At 45.3% G+C, this 16,530-nt stretch carries 16 protein-coding genes; 4 read left to right on the plus strand and 12 right to left on the minus strand.

The annotated features are described in order from the left end of the window. The first annotated feature begins 50 nt into the window (after positions 1-50). Positions 51-557 carry a MarR family transcriptional regulator gene (locus Q0G26_RS05110; protein ID WP_293829030.1) on the plus strand — a complete coding sequence of 169 codons (507 nt, stop codon included), beginning with the start codon at positions 51-53 and terminating at the stop codon, positions 555-557. Further along, a complete protein-coding gene (locus tag Q0G26_RS05115; protein ID WP_293829031.1) occupies positions 550-1,965 on the plus strand; it encodes a DHA2 family efflux MFS transporter permease subunit in 1,416 nt (471 codons plus the stop codon). Before Q0G26_RS05110 ends, Q0G26_RS05115 begins: the two co-directional genes overlap by 8 nt. Positions 1,966-2,365: 400 nt before the next feature. On the opposite strand, the gene ilvC is transcribed toward Q0G26_RS05115, so the two are convergent. From ilvC to Q0G26_RS05140, 5 genes are all read right to left on the minus strand, one after another. Further along, the gene (ilvC, locus tag Q0G26_RS05120; protein WP_366517735.1) at positions 2,366-3,361 is read right to left on the minus strand and encodes a ketol-acid reductoisomerase; all 996 of its coding nucleotides are present in this window, start codon (positions 3,359-3,361) and stop codon (positions 2,366-2,368) included. A 72-nt stretch (positions 3,362-3,433) separates the two neighbouring features. Next, entirely contained in the window at positions 3,434-5,104 is a 1,671-nt protein-coding gene (gene ilvB / locus Q0G26_RS05125) for a biosynthetic-type acetolactate synthase large subunit (RefSeq protein WP_293829032.1), read from the minus strand. A 13-nt stretch (positions 5,105-5,117) separates the two neighbouring features. Continuing rightward, positions 5,118-5,339 (minus strand): hypothetical protein, encoded by a 222-nt coding sequence (locus Q0G26_RS05130; RefSeq protein WP_021719399.1) that lies wholly within the window; start codon positions 5,337-5,339, stop codon positions 5,118-5,120. A 602-nt stretch (positions 5,340-5,941) separates the two neighbouring features. Further along, entirely contained in the window at positions 5,942-7,300 is a 1,359-nt protein-coding gene (locus Q0G26_RS05135) for a tagaturonate epimerase family protein (protein WP_293829033.1), read from the minus strand. Positions 7,301-7,793: 493 nt separating this feature from the next. Next, positions 7,794-8,822 carry a YeiH family protein gene (locus tag Q0G26_RS05140; RefSeq protein WP_293829034.1) on the minus strand — a complete coding sequence of 343 codons (1,029 nt, stop codon included), beginning with the start codon at positions 8,820-8,822 and terminating at the stop codon, positions 7,794-7,796. Between the two features lie 304 nt (positions 8,823-9,126). On the opposite strand from Q0G26_RS05140, the gene Q0G26_RS05145 reads away from it, so the two are divergent. Both Q0G26_RS05145 and Q0G26_RS05150 read left to right on the plus strand, forming a co-directional pair. Then, positions 9,127-9,495 carry a type II toxin-antitoxin system RelE/ParE family toxin gene (locus Q0G26_RS05145; RefSeq protein ID WP_293829035.1) on the plus strand — a complete coding sequence of 123 codons (369 nt, stop codon included), beginning with the start codon at positions 9,127-9,129 and terminating at the stop codon, positions 9,493-9,495. Beyond that, a complete protein-coding gene (locus Q0G26_RS05150; protein WP_293829036.1) occupies positions 9,492-9,767 on the plus strand; it encodes a helix-turn-helix transcriptional regulator in 276 nt (91 codons plus the stop codon). The genes Q0G26_RS05145 and Q0G26_RS05150 overlap by 4 nt, the downstream gene beginning before the upstream one ends. 51 nt (positions 9,768-9,818) lie before the next feature. On the opposite strand, the gene rarD is transcribed toward Q0G26_RS05150, so the two are convergent. The 7 genes from rarD to Q0G26_RS05185 form a co-directional block, all read right to left on the minus strand. Beyond that, entirely contained in the window at positions 9,819-10,700 is an 882-nt protein-coding gene (gene rarD / locus Q0G26_RS05155) for an EamA family transporter RarD (RefSeq protein WP_293823565.1), read from the minus strand. A gap of 54 nt (positions 10,701-10,754) precedes the next feature. Next, positions 10,755-11,933 carry an MFS transporter gene (locus tag Q0G26_RS05160; RefSeq protein ID WP_293829037.1) on the minus strand — a complete coding sequence of 393 codons (1,179 nt, stop codon included), beginning with the start codon at positions 11,931-11,933 and terminating at the stop codon, positions 10,755-10,757. A gap of 12 nt (positions 11,934-11,945) precedes the next feature. Further along, a complete protein-coding gene (locus Q0G26_RS05165) occupies positions 11,946-12,479 on the minus strand; it encodes a methylated-DNA--[protein]-cysteine S-methyltransferase (RefSeq protein ID WP_293829038.1) in 534 nt (177 codons plus the stop codon). Between the two features lie 55 nt (positions 12,480-12,534). Continuing rightward, positions 12,535-13,176, minus strand: a complete 642-nt coding sequence (locus Q0G26_RS05170; RefSeq protein WP_366517738.1) for a DNA-3-methyladenine glycosylase 2 family protein — start codon at positions 13,174-13,176, stop codon at positions 12,535-12,537. Positions 13,177-13,312: 136 nt separating this feature from the next. After that, positions 13,313-13,900: a hypothetical protein gene (locus Q0G26_RS05175; protein WP_293829040.1), complete on the minus strand. Its 588-nt coding sequence runs from the start codon at positions 13,898-13,900 to the stop codon at positions 13,313-13,315. After that, positions 13,897-14,877: a hypothetical protein gene (locus Q0G26_RS05180; RefSeq protein ID WP_293829041.1), complete on the minus strand. Its 981-nt coding sequence runs from the start codon at positions 14,875-14,877 to the stop codon at positions 13,897-13,899. Before Q0G26_RS05180 ends, Q0G26_RS05175 begins: the two co-directional genes overlap by 4 nt. Positions 14,878-14,911: 34 nt before the next feature. Further along, positions 14,912-16,246, minus strand: coding sequence for an ADP-ribosylglycohydrolase family protein (locus Q0G26_RS05185; RefSeq protein WP_293829042.1), 1,335 nt, complete (start codon positions 16,244-16,246; stop codon positions 14,912-14,914). Between the last annotated feature and the right edge of the window lie 284 nt (positions 16,247-16,530).

The following is a 16,530-nucleotide window of genomic DNA, read 5'->3' on the forward strand; positions in this document are numbered from 1 at the left end:
AATTATCTTTGATAATTACTTTAGGTAATCATTTGTAAAGGAGAACCACCATGAAACATAAACTGCCTATCGAAGCAATCAAAACTCTGCTCATCGCCTGCCACGAAGCAAAGCGCATAGTAGAGCTGCAGCCACCTCTGCCGGAAGGCTTAACTCCCGGCAATCTCAAGGTGCTAGACTATATTGAATACCTGGAACGTACCGCGCAGCCTCCCAAGGTCAGCGATATTGCGGACCTGCTGCAGGTAACGCGCCCCGGCATCACTCGTCTGGTAAGCGAGCTGCAGGCAATCAATGTTATCGAAAAGTTCAGCGATGAACAGGATAAACGCATCGTCAGACTGCGTATGACAGATGAGGGACGTAAAATTCACGCCTATTACATTGAACAATATCACAATTGGCTTGCTGCACAAATCACCGATATCAGTGAAGCAGATATCAATACCACTGCAGCCACCATCGCCAAGCTTTACCAAACCATGTCTACCCATAAGCCTGCGCTGCAGGGCCAAGCACCCGTTATCATGCATAGTGAGGAGAAAAATAATGACTAACAGCTCCGCGCGTGTGTTGGATGCACGCTTACTATTATCAATTATCGCCGCCGGCATTATGTCCTTTAGCGGCGTGGTTGTCGAAACTGCTATGAACGTTACCTTTCCTACGCTCATGCACGAATTTAATATCGGCACCTCGCTCGTACAATGGATAACCACCGGCTATTTGCTGGTGCTGGCACTGATTATTCCAACATCCGCCTATCTTAAACGACGTTTCTCTACGCGCAGCCTGTTTACTGTTGCTATCAGCAGCTTTCTTGCAGGCACACTGCTCGCCGCCTGGTCGCCTTATTTCTATGTTCTGCTTATAGGCAGGCTGCTGCAGGGCATCGGTACAGGTATCGCCTTGCCGATGATGTTTAACATTATTCTGGAGCAGGTTCCCGGTGAACGCCTGGGTTTCATGATTGGCATAGCCTCGCTTATCACCGCCATGGCACCGGCTGTCGGCCCTTCTCTCGGCGGTATGATCGTCAGTTACTTTGGCTGGCGCATGATTTTTGTCAGCCTGCTGCCATTTTTACTGCTTTCTGCCGTCTTGGGTATCAAAAATATCCGTCAGGCAGGCAAACTTGAGGAGGGCAGCTTTAACTTCGGCTTATATTTTCTGCTTGTTATCGGCTTCAGCAGCCTGATTTTTGCCACCAGTATTGCCTCTGACTTCGGCTGGTTCAGTATTGAAGTGCTGGCTCTTTTCGCAATCTACCTTGTTGCCTTAACCGCCTTCTATAAGAAATCATTAAGCAGCAACGCACCGCTTTTACGCGTACAGATTTTCCGTTATCTGCCTTATACTCTAAGCACAGTCAGCCTTTTACTCGTCGGCTTTATCTGTTTGGGACTGGGCTTTTTAATCCCCAACTATGCGCAGCTTGTTTCGCATACAGACGCCTTCACCGCCGGCTGTCTGCTACTGCCCGGCTGTATCATCGGCGCTATGCTTGCACCTATCAGCGGCAGGCTGTTGGATAAATTCGGTGCCAAACGGCCGATTTTACTAGGCAATACATCAATTCTCGTATCCGTTATCTGCTACAGCCTTTATCCCTATGAGCTGAGCTCCTTGCTCTTCATCATCTTCTACCTGTTCTTCGCCTTCGGCCAAGGGTTTTCCATGGGAACGATTATGACTAACGGCCTGAGCCAGTTACCGGAAGAGCTTAACGCCGACGGCAACGCAGCTATGAACACGCTGCTGCAGCTGGCAGGTGCAGTCGGTACGGCAGTTATCAGTACGATTGTTGCAACCGCACAGGCTGCGGAACCGGGCAATATCGCGCATGCTACTATGTTAGGCAGCAGACATGGCTTTTATGTGCTTACTGTCAGCGCAGTGCTCATCCTTTGCTGCTCCTTAAAAGTGTTCTCTCTTATTAAAAAGAAAAATCCCGCTCACGCTTAATATATTGCGTTCTATCGCCGGTATCACAAAAGCCTCCTTTGCGCAGATGCGTCGGGGAGGCTTTTATATCAAAAACATTATGCCGGCATGTCAAAAAGGCCGCTTCCTGCATCTGACGCGCAGGTAAGCGACCTTTTAATATTTCCCTTATTTTTAATTACTGCAAGCCACGCAGCTTTTATTTTTCTATACTGCGTTTAAGGCTCACATTCTTTCCCTTATTTTTCGCAATCCGGACAGCTGATTTTTTCTGTATGCTATCCTTAGCGGATTACGCTCTTTCCCTTATTTTTGTTTATCGTAATCCCGGCAGCTATTTTTTTCTGTACGCTGCCTTTAACGGATTACGCTCTTTCCCTTATTTTTATTTTCTGCACTAAAAGTGCTTGTAAGCTGTTGATTATTTTTTCTTCAGGAAGCTCATCATGCCACGCAGCTGTGTGCCAACCTGTTCAGCCTGAGTTGCTGCAGCACGACGACGCATAGCGTTGAATTGCGGACGGCCGCATTGGTTTTCCAGCAGCCATTTCTTAGCAAAGGTACCATCCTGGATTTCAGCCAGAACCTGTTTCATAGCAGCTTTGGTTTCAGCAGTAATGATGCGAGGACCGGTTACATAGTCGCCATATTCAGCGGTATCGGAGATGGAATGACGCATTTTAGCCATGCCGCCTTCATACATCAGGTCAACAATCAGCTTCATCTCGTGCATGCACTCGAAGTATGCGCTTTCAGGCTCATAGCCTGCTTCTACCAAGGTTTCAAAGCCTGCGTTCATCAGAGCGCAAACGCCGCCGCAGAGAACTGCCTGCTCGCCGAAGAGGTCGGTTTCGGTTTCTTCACGGAAGGTGGTTTCCAGAGCGCCTGCACGGGTACCGCCAATGCCCTTAGCATAAGCCAGAGCCAGGTCATGAGCCTTGCCGGTCGGGTTTTGATAAGCAGTTACCAGAACAGGAACACCGCTGCCTTCGGTATAGGTACGACGAACCAGATGGCCGGGGCCTTTAGGAGCAACCATGAATACGTCTACATCAGCAGGAGGAACAATCTGACCGAAGTGAATGTTGAAGCCGTGTGCAAAAGCCAATGCATTGCCTGCCTCCAGGTTCGGAGCGATATCTTTTTTATATGTAGCAGCCTGCTTTTCATCCGGAATCAACATCATGATGATATCGGCAGCCTTAGCAGCTTCTGCAGTAGTCATAACCTTCAGGCCGGCAGCTTCTGCCTTAGCTTTGGATTTAGAGCCTTCATACAGGCCGACAACTACGTTTACGCCGCTCTCCTGCAGGTTCAGTGCATGTGCATGGCCTTGAGAACCATAGCCGATAATAGCAACTGTTTTGCCATTCAATAATTCCAGATTTGCGTCGCTGTCATAATACATTTTAACCATTGTTATTACCTCTTTCTTTTCCCTTATTTTAATATATAAATTTAATAAAAAATTTCCCTTATTTATAGCTGTTTATCTGCATCTGTTAATCTTGACGAAGTCATCTACCGCAGCACCGGCTGCCACCATAGGCTCTACCAGATCACCCTGCTCTACGATTACTTCAATCAGGAAGGGCTTGTCAGCCTCGCGTGCTGCCTTCAGCGCCTCCTTAAATTCCTTGCATGTCGCTGCTCTGCGTCCGCCTGCGCCACAGGAATGAGCAAAGCCGATAAAGTCAAACTCTGTCAGCAGCGTATTGGAGTAATGCTCGTTGTAGAAGAGCTGCTGCCATTGACGGACCATGCCTAAGCAGCTGTTATTAATAACGATGCTGATTAGCTTTTTGCCTTCACGCGCCGCCGTATACAGCTCCATGCCGGTCATCTTGAAACCGCCGTCACCACAGATATGCACTACCTGTTTATCAGGCTCTGCAAAGGCTGCACCCAACGCGCCGGGGAGACCGAAACCCATCGTACCGCAGCCACCGCTCGTCAGATGATGACGCGGTTTATCGACAACTAAATGCTGTGCTGCCCACATCTGATTCTGACCAACGTCAGTTACGTAAATCGGATTTTCTCCTTCAAAGCTGCGGCTCAGCTCCTTCATCATCCAAGGAGCTGTCAGGCGGTCGCCAGCCAGCAGGCTGCGATCCTCTGTTGCATCCCAAGCCTTAATCTGTTGCCACCAGTCGGCATGCACTGCCTTCTGCACTAACGGCAGCAGGCTTTGCAGTGTCTTCTTTACATCACCCATTACGGAAAGGCTTGTTGCTATATTTTTATCTATTTCCGTCGGATCGATATCAAGCTGGATAATCGTCTTTTGTCCTACGTAACGGTTACGGTCGCCGGTTACGCGGTCGCTGAAGCGGCTGCCGGCTACTACCAGCACATCAGCCTGCGCTACAGCCATGTTGGAAGCGATATGACCATGCATGCCGGTCATGCCCAGAGAGCGTTCGTCAGACTCGGGATAAACACCGATGCCCATCAGCGTATTTACTACCGGCAAATCAGCCTTCTTGGCCAGCTCCAGCAGTTCTTCCTGCGCGCCGCTGTTGACAGCGCCGCCGCCAACCAGCAGTACCGGACGCTGTGCCTTGTTCAACACCTCAGCTGCCTGCTGCAGCTGCTCCGGTGTTGCCTGCGGCATTTCTTCTGCTGCAGAAGCTGCCTGCGGCTCGCTCCATTCCAGCTCCTCAACCTGCACGCTACTGGGAATATCCACCAGCACAGGTCCCGGTCTGCCCTCCTGCGCTAAAGCAAATGCCTTGCGCAGTGCCGGCAGCAGCTCTTCCTTGCTGCGTACCAGCATGTTATATTTGGTAATCGGCATTGTAACACCGACAATATCTATTTCCTGGAAGGAATCGCGTCCCAGCATGCTTACGCCAACCTGACCGGTAATCGCTACCAGCGGAATGGAATCAAGATAAGCAGTTGCCAGGCCGGTAACAATGTTTGTGGCACCAGGACCGGAGGTTGCGATACATACGCCGGTTCTGCCGCTCGCACGGGCATAACCGTCAGCTGCGTGAATAGCACCCTGCTCATGTGCTGTCAGCACGTTCTTCAGCGGTGCATCGTACAAGGCATCATACAGAGGAATCACAGCACCTCCGGGATAACCGAAGACCGTATCTACGCCCTGCTCCAAAAGGACCTTTACAATGGCTTCTGAGCCCTTCAGCTTCATCAGTACGTCCCCCTTACGCCATAGTTGCTACAGACTCAACTGCAACCTGCTTAGCCAACAGCTTAGCAACCTGAGCAGCAGCCACATCTGCCAGCTGTATTTCCAGCTTCAGACGATTTTCTTCTGCATCCATGCGCAGGGAACGTACCTGAGCACCTTGCTTGGAAAGCACACGCAATACACGCGGCAATAAAGTTTCATCATTCTGACCAGTTACCAATACCTTTTCAAACATGTTAATTCCTCCTTCAAGAACACCTTAATTTTCTACTACGTCAATTATCTTTTGATGGACTTTTCAGGAGTAGTATTAAAAAAACGCCCCTGCATATATGCAGGGGCGTATAATACGCGGTACCACCCTAATTTATTACTTTCAGCACCAGTCCATCAACCGGCTCGGAAATAACGCATCCGTTGCGCATCAGTCTACTTGCAAAGCTTTCGCTGACGAGTTCATGGGTGATTTAATCAATAAGGCTTCGTACCGGTTTGCACCAGACACCGGCTCTCTAAAACTCTACGCTTATCTTTAGTCCCAATCATAACCTTTGGTTGTCAATTTGAAATTACTGATACTATACACCCATCTAAATCGTTTGTCAACACTTTTTTGCAAAATTTTACATTTTTCTTCTTTTAGTCACTGTATATGAACATTTTCAGCCTTTTGTCTATTGTGCATGTACTAATCAAATGATTAAATTTTTCGCGCTACTTTTCAGTAGACAAAGTACACTAATATCCATTGTACAAAAACACGTTGGATAAGCTGTTTTGTATCGTTTAAAACAAAAGACTTCCCAAAATTTTTTGGGAAGTCCTTAAATTTTTATCTTAGATATTCTTTAATTTTGCAGCTACATTCTCTTTAATTGCAGCAGTATATTCAGTATGATGCGCTTCCAGGAAAGCCTTCATGGCAACAACAACATTGCCTTCCTCCTTCGGATTTAGCGCCTTTCTGTAGCCAAGCACCAATGCACGGTCAGCAGCATCTGCTGTAGCCTCACAGCCGCAGGCAGCACACAGCTTGCCGAACAGGTCGGCATCCAAAGCTTTGGCAAGCTCTATTGCGCTCAGCCAGAGGATGTTGTTCATTTTGAAATGAACCTTGCCCTTCAGATATTTCATAGCAGCAGCGGTATCGTTCATAGCAATATCCGCATTTTTAAAGCTCAGGCGATAGCCAAAGGTGTCAGCAATCTCGCAGTGCAGCTGCAGGTTATCATTTACTGCCTCTGCGTCCTTCAGCGGGTCAAGGCAGATAGCAGTAAGCTTGATGCCGTTACGCTGCAGCTCATTGCCAATCAGGTAATGCTCCTGCGGAGTCAGCACCTTACCCGGCTTGGACAGGTCCAGCTCAAAGTCAATATCCCACGGGGTATTTTTCAGATAAGAGTTGTAGATGAACTGGATATGCATAATTGCTTCGCCATATTCCAGAACGATGCGGTGCAGTTGATTTTCCGTAAAGGTAATCTTGCTGCTGCCAACCTTGAACTCTGCGTTCAGATAGGAAGCATGCACAGCAGCACGGAAGGTTTCGTTGAACTGCTCAAAGCGTTTATCAACAGCCTCATCAGACAGCTTTTCAATGCCCCGATCAATCTTATCGCTGCAGTCAAAGCCAATCATGCTGTAACCATAAAGCAGAGCCTTAACGATTTCCTCTTCAGTCTTCAGACCTGCCGCATTAGCGCCATAGCCTTCCTTGTAGCCCTCTTCAAGCACGCCCCAGGTTGCAGTATCCACAGCCTGTACAAAATAGCGCTGCAAAGCCTCGCTATCCTCGGTAGTAAAATCAACTAATACCGGTTTCAGCTGACGCTTGCTGAACAGCTCTGCCACAACTGCATCTGCTTCGCCCAGCCAATCGCTGAAGCCGATGCTGGCACCCTTAGTGCCGCAGGCAGTCGGTGCAGTCCATTTAACATAACGGCGTACCAGCGCAGCATTATTGGCATTCAAGGCCATAACTGCAACATGCACGTCCTTAACGTCTGCTTCCTTTTCAACGTCCTTCCACAGCGCGCTCAGAGCATTTTCACCCTTCGCTGCAAAAGCCAGACGCTTGCCGTCCTGAGTACGTACCAGCGCCAGCCAGCCGCCCTGAATCTCACACAAAGAAGCTTCTATAACTTCACCTGCAGCTTCACGCAAAGCTGCCAATGCATCCATTTGCTTTAATGCCATAACCTAATCTTCCTCCATTTACTTACAATTAGTCATAGTAATATTATGAACAAAAATCGTCTATTACGCAAGCAAAAACTTTGCAGACAGCAAAAAAACTTGCGTTTGTATACAAAATACCACCTCAGCAATAGGAAATTATCTTGTTTTCCTGGAAAATATATCCCCTGTTTCCGATATTTAGTGTAATGTTATCAACAGTATCAACAGACTTATCCACAGTTTTTGTGCATAACTTTTAGTTATGCAGAGTGTTATCCACCAGCCTCCGAGAAAAAAGTGGCTTGTTTACAAGGATTTTACACAATTATCAACATGTTATGCACAATCTGTGGATAACTTTAATAACAACTAGGGGGAGATTTCCACAACACTATATCTAGGGGTCCCGCTTCGTCCCGCTCACAAGCAAAACAGCCTTTTAAAACGCTGAAAACAGCGAACAAACTATTATTTGTCGCTGTTTCCGGTGCAAAATTAAATTTTATTCTGTTTACCAGAGATTAAGCAGATGCTGCAAAAGCAGGCTCACAACCGTAATGCCTGCCCAACAGCCAAGACCTAGTCCCAAAGGCTTGCTGCTTGTTGTAACGAGCTTGACGATATTCGTATTCAGGCCTACCGCAGCCATCGCCATAACGATAAAGAACTTACTGAGCCATTTGAGCGGTGCAAAAACCTCTGCTGCTACGCCCATGCTTGTCGCGAATGTCGTAATCAGCGAAGCCAGCACGAAGTAGAGGATGAAGCTTGGTACAATGCTCCTGATATTAACCTCATGACTCGCACCCTGTTCACGCTTGCCTACAAGATAACCTAATACCAGCGTAATCGGAATAATTGCCAGTGTACGCGTCAGTTTTACTGTTACCGCCTTATCCAGCGTTGCCGTGCCAAGACCGAACATTGCATCCCAGGTTGCCGCCGTTGCCGTAACCGAAGAAGTATCGTTAACAGCAGTACCGGCAAAAATACCGAAGGCTTCGCCGCTTGTCGTAGAAAATCCCAACACTGTACCCAACCACGGGAAAAGCAGCGCTGCCAGCACATTAAAGAAAAAGATAACACTGATAGCCTGCGCCACCTCCTCATCGTCTGCCTTGATGACAGGCGCTGTCGCAGCCACTGCACTACCGCCACAGATAGACGAACCTACGCCGATAAGTGTGGAAATCTTGCCAGGAATGTTCATCACCTTATGCAGCACATAGGCCACGATAAGCGAAGTTGCAATCGTGCAGACGATAATCGGCAGTGACTGCTTACCGGTTGCCAGCACTACGGAAATATTCAGACCGAAGCCCAGCAGGATTACTGCGTACTGCAGCACCTTTTTGGATACAAAGCCTACACCGCTTTTAAATACAGCCTGTACGGGCCACACAAGCGCTACCAGCATACCTAAAAGAATTGCAAAGACAGGTGCGCCGACTACAGGCACCAGCTTGCCTAAAACCCAGCACGGCACTGCCAAAACAGCACATAAAATAATACCGCGCCACTTATCTGAGAAAAAGCTCACTATAACACCTCCATAAAAAACAAATATAATTATAGCATAAGCAGCATATATTTTTCAAAAATGGAGGATAGGCAGTTCTGCTATGGAAACAGATTTATTCCCGAAGAATCATTAAAATTTTTGTAACAACAAGCGTTTTTGTGGTAAAATATAAATAATTAAATATTGTTGTCGTTCTCTTAGGAGTATTGTAGTACCAACTGCAATACTCCTTTTTTATTAAAAACTAAACTGCTTGCATTGTGATAGCATACATGCTATCATATATGTGTGAGCAGTAATAAAATGACAGGAGTGCACTAATATGTATACTATTGAATTTTATGAAGACTCACGAGGAAATTCTTCTGTATGGCAATTTCTGGAAACCTTACGCATCAAGGCACTTACCAATAAAGATGCACGCATTCAATACAAGCAAATATGCTTATGCTTAAACTTATTGGAAGAGAAAGGTACTTATTTACCAGAAACTATTACAAAATATATTGCTGACGGAATTTGGGAATTACGTCCCGGAAACAATCGTATTCTTTATTTTTCCTACACAAATGACCGCTTTGTTTTGCTGCATCACTTCAGAAAAAAGACTCAAAAACTTCCAAGGAAAGAGTTTGAGCAAGCTATAAATAACCGTAGACAATATTTAAAACGTCAGGAGGTCCAAAAATGAGAACTTGGCAAGATTACAAAGAGTATGTAAAAAGCATTGACGATAATAATAATTTGCTGATGGAAGAAATAGACGAGTTGACTGCAATTGTCAGTGCAATGATTGAAAAACGCAACGCCCTTGGTATAAGTCAAAGAGAATTAGCACAGCTTTGCGGACTTCCGCAATCATCCATTGCGCGTATTGAATCAGGAAAAACTACCCCAAAACTGGATACGCTCCTAAAAATTATGCATCCACTCGGATTAAAAATAAAACTTGTATCCATATAACGCCAAAAACTCCTGCCTCCAGGACTTCAGCCTGCCGGCAGGAGTTTATTTTTATCTTCTTATCTGCGACCAGATGAACAGCGCAAGTCCCACCCAAATGCAGCCAAAGGCTGCAGCAGTAGCTCCGGTAAACGGTTCACCGTAAATCAGCACGCCAATCATCAGCGATATAGATGGAGCAAGATACTGCAAAAAGCCCAGAATATTTAAAGGCAGCTTACGAGCACAGGCAGTAAACAGAAGCATCGGTGTTGCCGTAACAGGGCCGGCACCTGCCAAAAGCAGCAGCGTGCTCGTATCGCAGCTTTGGTAGACATTGCCTCCCATTGTACTAAGGTAATATAAATAGCCTGCAGCTAAGGGCGAAATCAGCAATGTTTCCAACAGGATACTCGTCATTGGCTGAGCAACGATAAGCTTTTTTAACAGACCATATGAGGCAAAGGTCAAGGACAGCGTGATTGCTACCCAAGGCAGACCGCCGTTATGGACAACAATCACAGCAATTCCGGCAGCAGCACAGCCAACCGCCGCAAATTGCAGCTTAGAAAGGCGCTCATGCAGAAATACTACGCCAAAGAGTACAATCATCAGCGGACCGATGTAATATCCCATGCTTGTTTCTACAATGCGTCCTGCTTCTACCGCCCAGATAAAAATGCCCCAGTTGAAGCTTATCGTAATAGCTGCCAGCACCATGCAGCAGGCTGTCTTTTTCGTACTGAAAATCGCCTTGGTTTCCTGCATGAAGATGTGCAGCTTGCCTGTTGCCAGTAATAAAAGAAAGACGAAAACGGCCGACCATAAAAAACGGCTCGCCAAAATTTCCATCGCCTCTACATGCTGCAGCAGCTTCCAGTATATCGGCAGCACGCCCCATAAAATATAGGCCCCGAGGCCGTAAAAAATGCCAAGTCTATAATTATTATCCATAAGAAAATAACCCTCCATAAAATATACTATATAAATCTACTAAGATACACTGCTTTATTTTTGCAGCTTTTTTGGTATCGGAATCCAAATCGCCGTAACCGCCGCTACAATCGGCAGCCATACCAGCAGCTGCATCACCACAGGCAGGCCAAACCTATCTGCCAGCATACCCAAAATCGTAACGCCGAAGCCGCCTAAGCCTACGCTGAAGCCGATAGTCAGGCCGGACGCCATGCCTACATTATTCGGCATCATGCATTGCGCAATAATAATCGTCGTAGCAAAGGAGCCAATAATGCAAAAGCCTGCAATAACAACAGATGCCATGGCAAAAAGCTTCGTCGTAGCAATCGTAATACAATAAATCGCCGGAATGCTCAGCGTAATAGAGCCAAGCAGAATTTTACGTGCTCCCAGCCTGTCACTCAAAATCGAACCTACATAAGTACCTGCCACACCGCCTAAGAGGAAGCCTGATACAAGACTGCTGGAGAAAACTGCCTCAAAGCCGCGGAACTTCATAAAATACAACGGCAGATACGTGGAAATACCGCTGTGAATAGAAGAACGCATGAAGATATAGAACAGAATTAAAAAAAGCGCAACATACGACATCTTTTCGCTTGTACCGTCAGCAGCCTTTCTGGCCTGCTGCACCTCATGCTCCTTGTTTACGCGGATATAATCCGGCATCGCCTTAGCCATCAGCAGAAAAACCATTAAACCGGGAATAGCAAAATACATAGTATTGTGAATGCCACCGGCCAAGCCTAAAAGAAAGGTCATGAAGATAGAGCCTACAGCCATACCGGCATTACCGCCGATAGAAAATAAGCCCATATTCTTCGTGCGGTTTGTATCATCACTCAAAAAGTTGACAGTTTTGGAAGCCTGCGGATGGTAGGTAGCACTTGCCAGGCTGATAAAAATAACCGTGCATAAAAGCAACGTGTAGCTTGATACCCAGCCTACAAAAGCGAAGCCTGCACCAGCCAGTGCCGCGCAAAGCGGCAGAAAGCGTGGCAGCGAGCGCTTGTCGGTAAGATAGCCGAAGGCCGGCTGAATAACGGATGACATAATATTTTGCAGCAGTACAATCGCTGCCAACTGTGAATAGCTCAAGGAAAACAGCTCCTTCAGCTGCGGTAAAACGATAGGCAGCGCACCCGCCTGCATATCGGTAACAAGATGTCCCAATGCCAATGCGACAACAGGATAATACATTTTATTCATAAAAAAGCTCCTTTATAACGCTGTACCCTTTGTCGGTACAGTTAATTTACTCATATCAATCTTTTCCAGCTCCAGCAGACGCACCTTGCGCCACATACCGCCGCCATAGCCGGTAAGGCTGCCATTAGCACCTATTACGCGATGGCAGGGAATAATAATGCAGAGCGGATTACGACCTACAGCACCACCCACAGCCTGCGCCGACATGCGCGCAAGACCACGCTGCGCTGCAATTTCGCGTGCAATATCGCCATAAGTTACTAGACGACCATAAGGAATATTTTGCAATATATTCCAGACACGTTTCTGAAAATCACTTCCAGTAAACTGCAATGGTACTTTTACCTTAGGCTTGCAGCCTGAGAAATATTCTGCCAACCACTTTTCGGCAAGCGCAAAAACGGGCAGCTCCGCATTTTGCGCATCTTGAATATCTTTGTCGCCATAATGCTTATCGTCTGCAAACCATAAACCGGTTAAACTTTCACCATCACTGCGTAAAGTTATCTCGCCTAAAGGCGAGGAAATCTTTTTATAGTACAACATATTTGACCTCATTTATTTTGTGTGGTAGCGCTAAGGGGAATCGAACCCTTGTAATTTAACGTTTTTTCGCAGGCGCATAATCCTTCATGCCCTCTATTGCACCGCCGGCAATCGCCCAAAGGTAAATTGCTGCCGTGCTGCCGTAGGGACTATAGCGTTTTTGATATTTATTAAACAACTCACACGTAATTTTGCGATGATGGTACAGCATCCGCAAGCCACGCTGGATTGCCAGATCATCATAGCTCAAAATATCCGGCCGCTGCAGGCAGAACAGTAAAATCATTTCTGCCGTCCATTTACCAATGCCCTTTAAGCTGCTCAAAGCAGCAATCGCCTCTGCATCACTCATATGCTCCACTGCCTGCAAATCAAATTCACCGCTGACTATTTTAGACGCAAAATCCTTGATGTATTCTGCCTTACGCAGGCTCATGCCTAAGGCCTGCAGCTCCTGTGCTGACGCAGCATACACTGTAACAGATGTAACCACAGTCAGCCTTGCCTCCAAGCGCGCCCAAACAGTTGCCTGCGCCTTTGATGATATCTGCTGACCGACAATATGACGTACAACAGCAGCAAAAAGATTAGCATCCAGCTTGCGCTCTATATGGCCGATTTGCTCTATTGCCCACGCCAGCTTCTTATCCTTGCGCTTAAGATAATTTATTTCTGTTTCGCCGTATTGAAAGTACATCATATCACCTGCCTTCTGAAAGTATAATGATATTATAACGCTTAAGAAGCAAAAAGAATAGCAGATAAGCATACAAATTCAGCAGAAGCTTTGCGAAAAAAGAAAAGCCAGACAGCTTCACGCTGTATGGCTCATATTAAAGACACTCGATAATAGCTTTTAAAATCGCGCTGGTTTCTTCTATAGGCCTAGCAAGGCTTTCGTCAAACACCATTTCCGGCAAGAGCGGCACATGTACAAAGCCCACTTTCGTTGTCGTACCGGCGTAAGCATGGGCAGCACGGTAAAAAATTTCGTTGCAGACATAGCCGCCGGAAGCAAACTCCAGCTGCACGGGCAACTTCTGCGCACGTAAAGAGCGGACTATTTCATGTACAGGAATCGTAGCAAAGTAGGCGGCGGGGGCGTCAGCAAAAATTGGCTCATTCCACGGCCTGCGTCCCATGTTATCCTCGATAAGCGCATCCTTGATGTTTAATGCCGCAAGATTAATATCTATTTTCGTCGTGCCGCTATTCATGCCCGTCATAAGGATAACGTCAGGCTGCACGCGCTGCGCCTCCTCGAGCAGCAGGCGTGGCGCAAGGCCGAAGATGTTAGGCAAGCGCAGCTTATGAATGTGATAGTTATTGATAGTTTCAGGTAAAGCCTGTACGACCTCCCACGATGGATTCATTGTGTAATGAGCGAAGGGGTCGAAGGCTGTGAGGAGAAGAGATTTCATTTCAATGCCTTCCGCATATATTCCGTCCAATAGCTAATGCTATCAGAAACAATATTTGTTGCTGCATCAGACATAGCAAACTTGAACAATTCTTCTGGCGATATACATTTTATATTTTCATTATTGGAATCAAGATTTTTTACTGTTCCTTCGCTCGTAAATAAGAAAACCTCGCCTTGCAAATGCCTAAAGTCGTTTGCATCAATATCTACATTACCTTTTTTAACTTGAATATATATATGACTTCTATCTTTGGGATCAAGCAAAACACACTCATAAAGCTCTGTAGATTTCTTATTCGTTGACGGAATCACTATATATTTATATTTATAGTACAAGTACGCACACACCAAATCTTCGCAATCAGTTGGTGACAACAGAGAATACAAAGTTTCTTTATTAGGTTCAATAGCTAAACCTTGATAATGTTCTTTTTTCATTATTGTATTATAATAATGCTTTGAAAAAGTTTCTACTTCCCTAGAAGCTATACGTTGTAGCGTTTTACCACGAATAAATGCTATTGTGACTGCGCCAGGAACACTAGATTCATCGCCTACTTTTATCCATTCGATATCTGTTCGTTGTGTAGTAGAATCCCTATCTAACAACTCTCGACTACTATCATAAATCCATTGACTATTCTCGCCAACTCTACCAATATAGTAAATTCCCTTATCACGTATCCACACCAAATCATCAGGTTTTACATTATAATATAATCTTCTTACATTATCATCAACACTACCACCATAAACATTCCACTCTTTAATCAATGCCGCATAATCATCATAAGATTTAATACCTGAACGCTGTTTCTGAATCTTTTGCTTGTCAGTTTCATTGATATTATTTCCCTCTAAATGCCTATCACTAAGCGACCACCCCATAGCCAATACACTTTTATTAAGGCAAAGATCAATGCGACTCCCACCAGGACTACCAACTATTTTAATATGCGATCTCCAAATAGTCATTATAAAGCACCTCCAAAGCGCACAAAACTGGTTTTTATTTAAACATAAATGATGAACAAAATAAGCGATAAGCTTTTTTCTGTAATCCATCCATGTATTTCAACGCCTGCTGTTCAATTCGATAAGGTACACCATAATAAGCACCGGCAACCGCACCTGTTATAGCTGCAATTGTATCACTATCTCCACCGATAGATACTGCGTTTCTAATTGCATCTTCAAAATCAGTCGCTTCGAAAAAAGCTTTTAACGCCTGCGGAACAGTCTCCTGACACGTTTCATTAAATTCGTAATCAGCACGGATTTCGTCTAGCGTGAAGTTCATCGGATAATATTCATTATCTATCACAGTAAAAATTTCTTCTTTCTTGCTTCCATGTAAAGCCATATATGTTGCAACTGCAGTAGCTTCAGCACCCTTTATCCCTTCTGGATGGTTATGCGTAACGCTAGTAACAATTCTAGACAGTTCCTTCACTTCTTCTATAGATTTAGCAACGTAAGCTACTGGGCTAACACGCATAGCTGAACCATTGCCAAAACTATTATAAGGCTGCGGATCGTTCGTTCTAAGCCAATCAGAAAACATACTTCCGTAACCCGCCTTAGGATATCTCATTCCCCAACGTTGCATTTGTTTTATGGTTTCAGCAGCAAGTTTGCGGTAATCCTTATTACACTCTACCAGAGCACTCATAACAGCAAACGTCATAATACTGTCATCAGTAGGACAGCAATGTTCAGAAAATAGCGGAAAGTCCTTGGTTTTTATTTCATTGAATTCATATACAGACCCAACGATATCGCCAACAACAGCACCTAACACACGACTCATCCTTCTTTTAGCAAAAGCTACTTCCTTCCAGTCAATCCCTTCAACATGCATGACTTCTGTACTTTCCTCTTTTTTCGCAAACACTTCCTCAGTTATCTCTTTCCAGTGCCAATCTGACGGAGCTTTTCCTTCAATGCACACCATAGCGAAGACAGAGACTGCCATATCATAGTCGCACGCTCCATCTGGTGCTTCAAGAACATAGATATGATTATTGCCCTCTTTATCCATTTTGCCATACTCAACACGATAGTTTTTCTTGATATGTACGCCATCATAGCGAATATATCCTTCAACCAGACTTTGGATGAAGTCGACGGGTCTATCTGCAATTACATCAAGATTTACGCAGATGAATTCGTCCATGACAGGGCGCATATTACACATATACTTCATGATTTTGTCTTCAAACTCATATACATTCATATATGAATTGATGTTAAGCACACATGGAGCTGCTCCCTTGCAATTTATTCTTTCACAAGGAATGATTTCAATATTAGAAGCGTTAGTTTTGTTTTCTTCGTAGGACATATTTTTCACCTCGTAGCCAAGACACCAGGATTTCATACTTCATCTTTGAAATATTTCTCCCTAAATTGATTTCACCTATAGTTACGTTGCACGCTTAAAATTTCGCCCGGTTTTGAGAAATTTTTTAGATATTATATACTATCCAGAGAAAAAGTGCAAATTTAAGTATCTACACATAAAAAAACAGCTCATGCATCGCATGAGCTGTTTTTCTAACCGGCAGCTATCTATCCTCCCAGGCCGCTTCCAGCCAAGTACTTTCGACGTATAAGGGCTTAACTACT

Origin of the sequence: uncultured Phascolarctobacterium sp., assembly GCF_934190775.1 — a bacterium.
In the GTDB taxonomy this organism is placed as follows: domain Bacteria; phylum Bacillota; class Negativicutes; order Acidaminococcales; family Acidaminococcaceae; genus Phascolarctobacterium_A.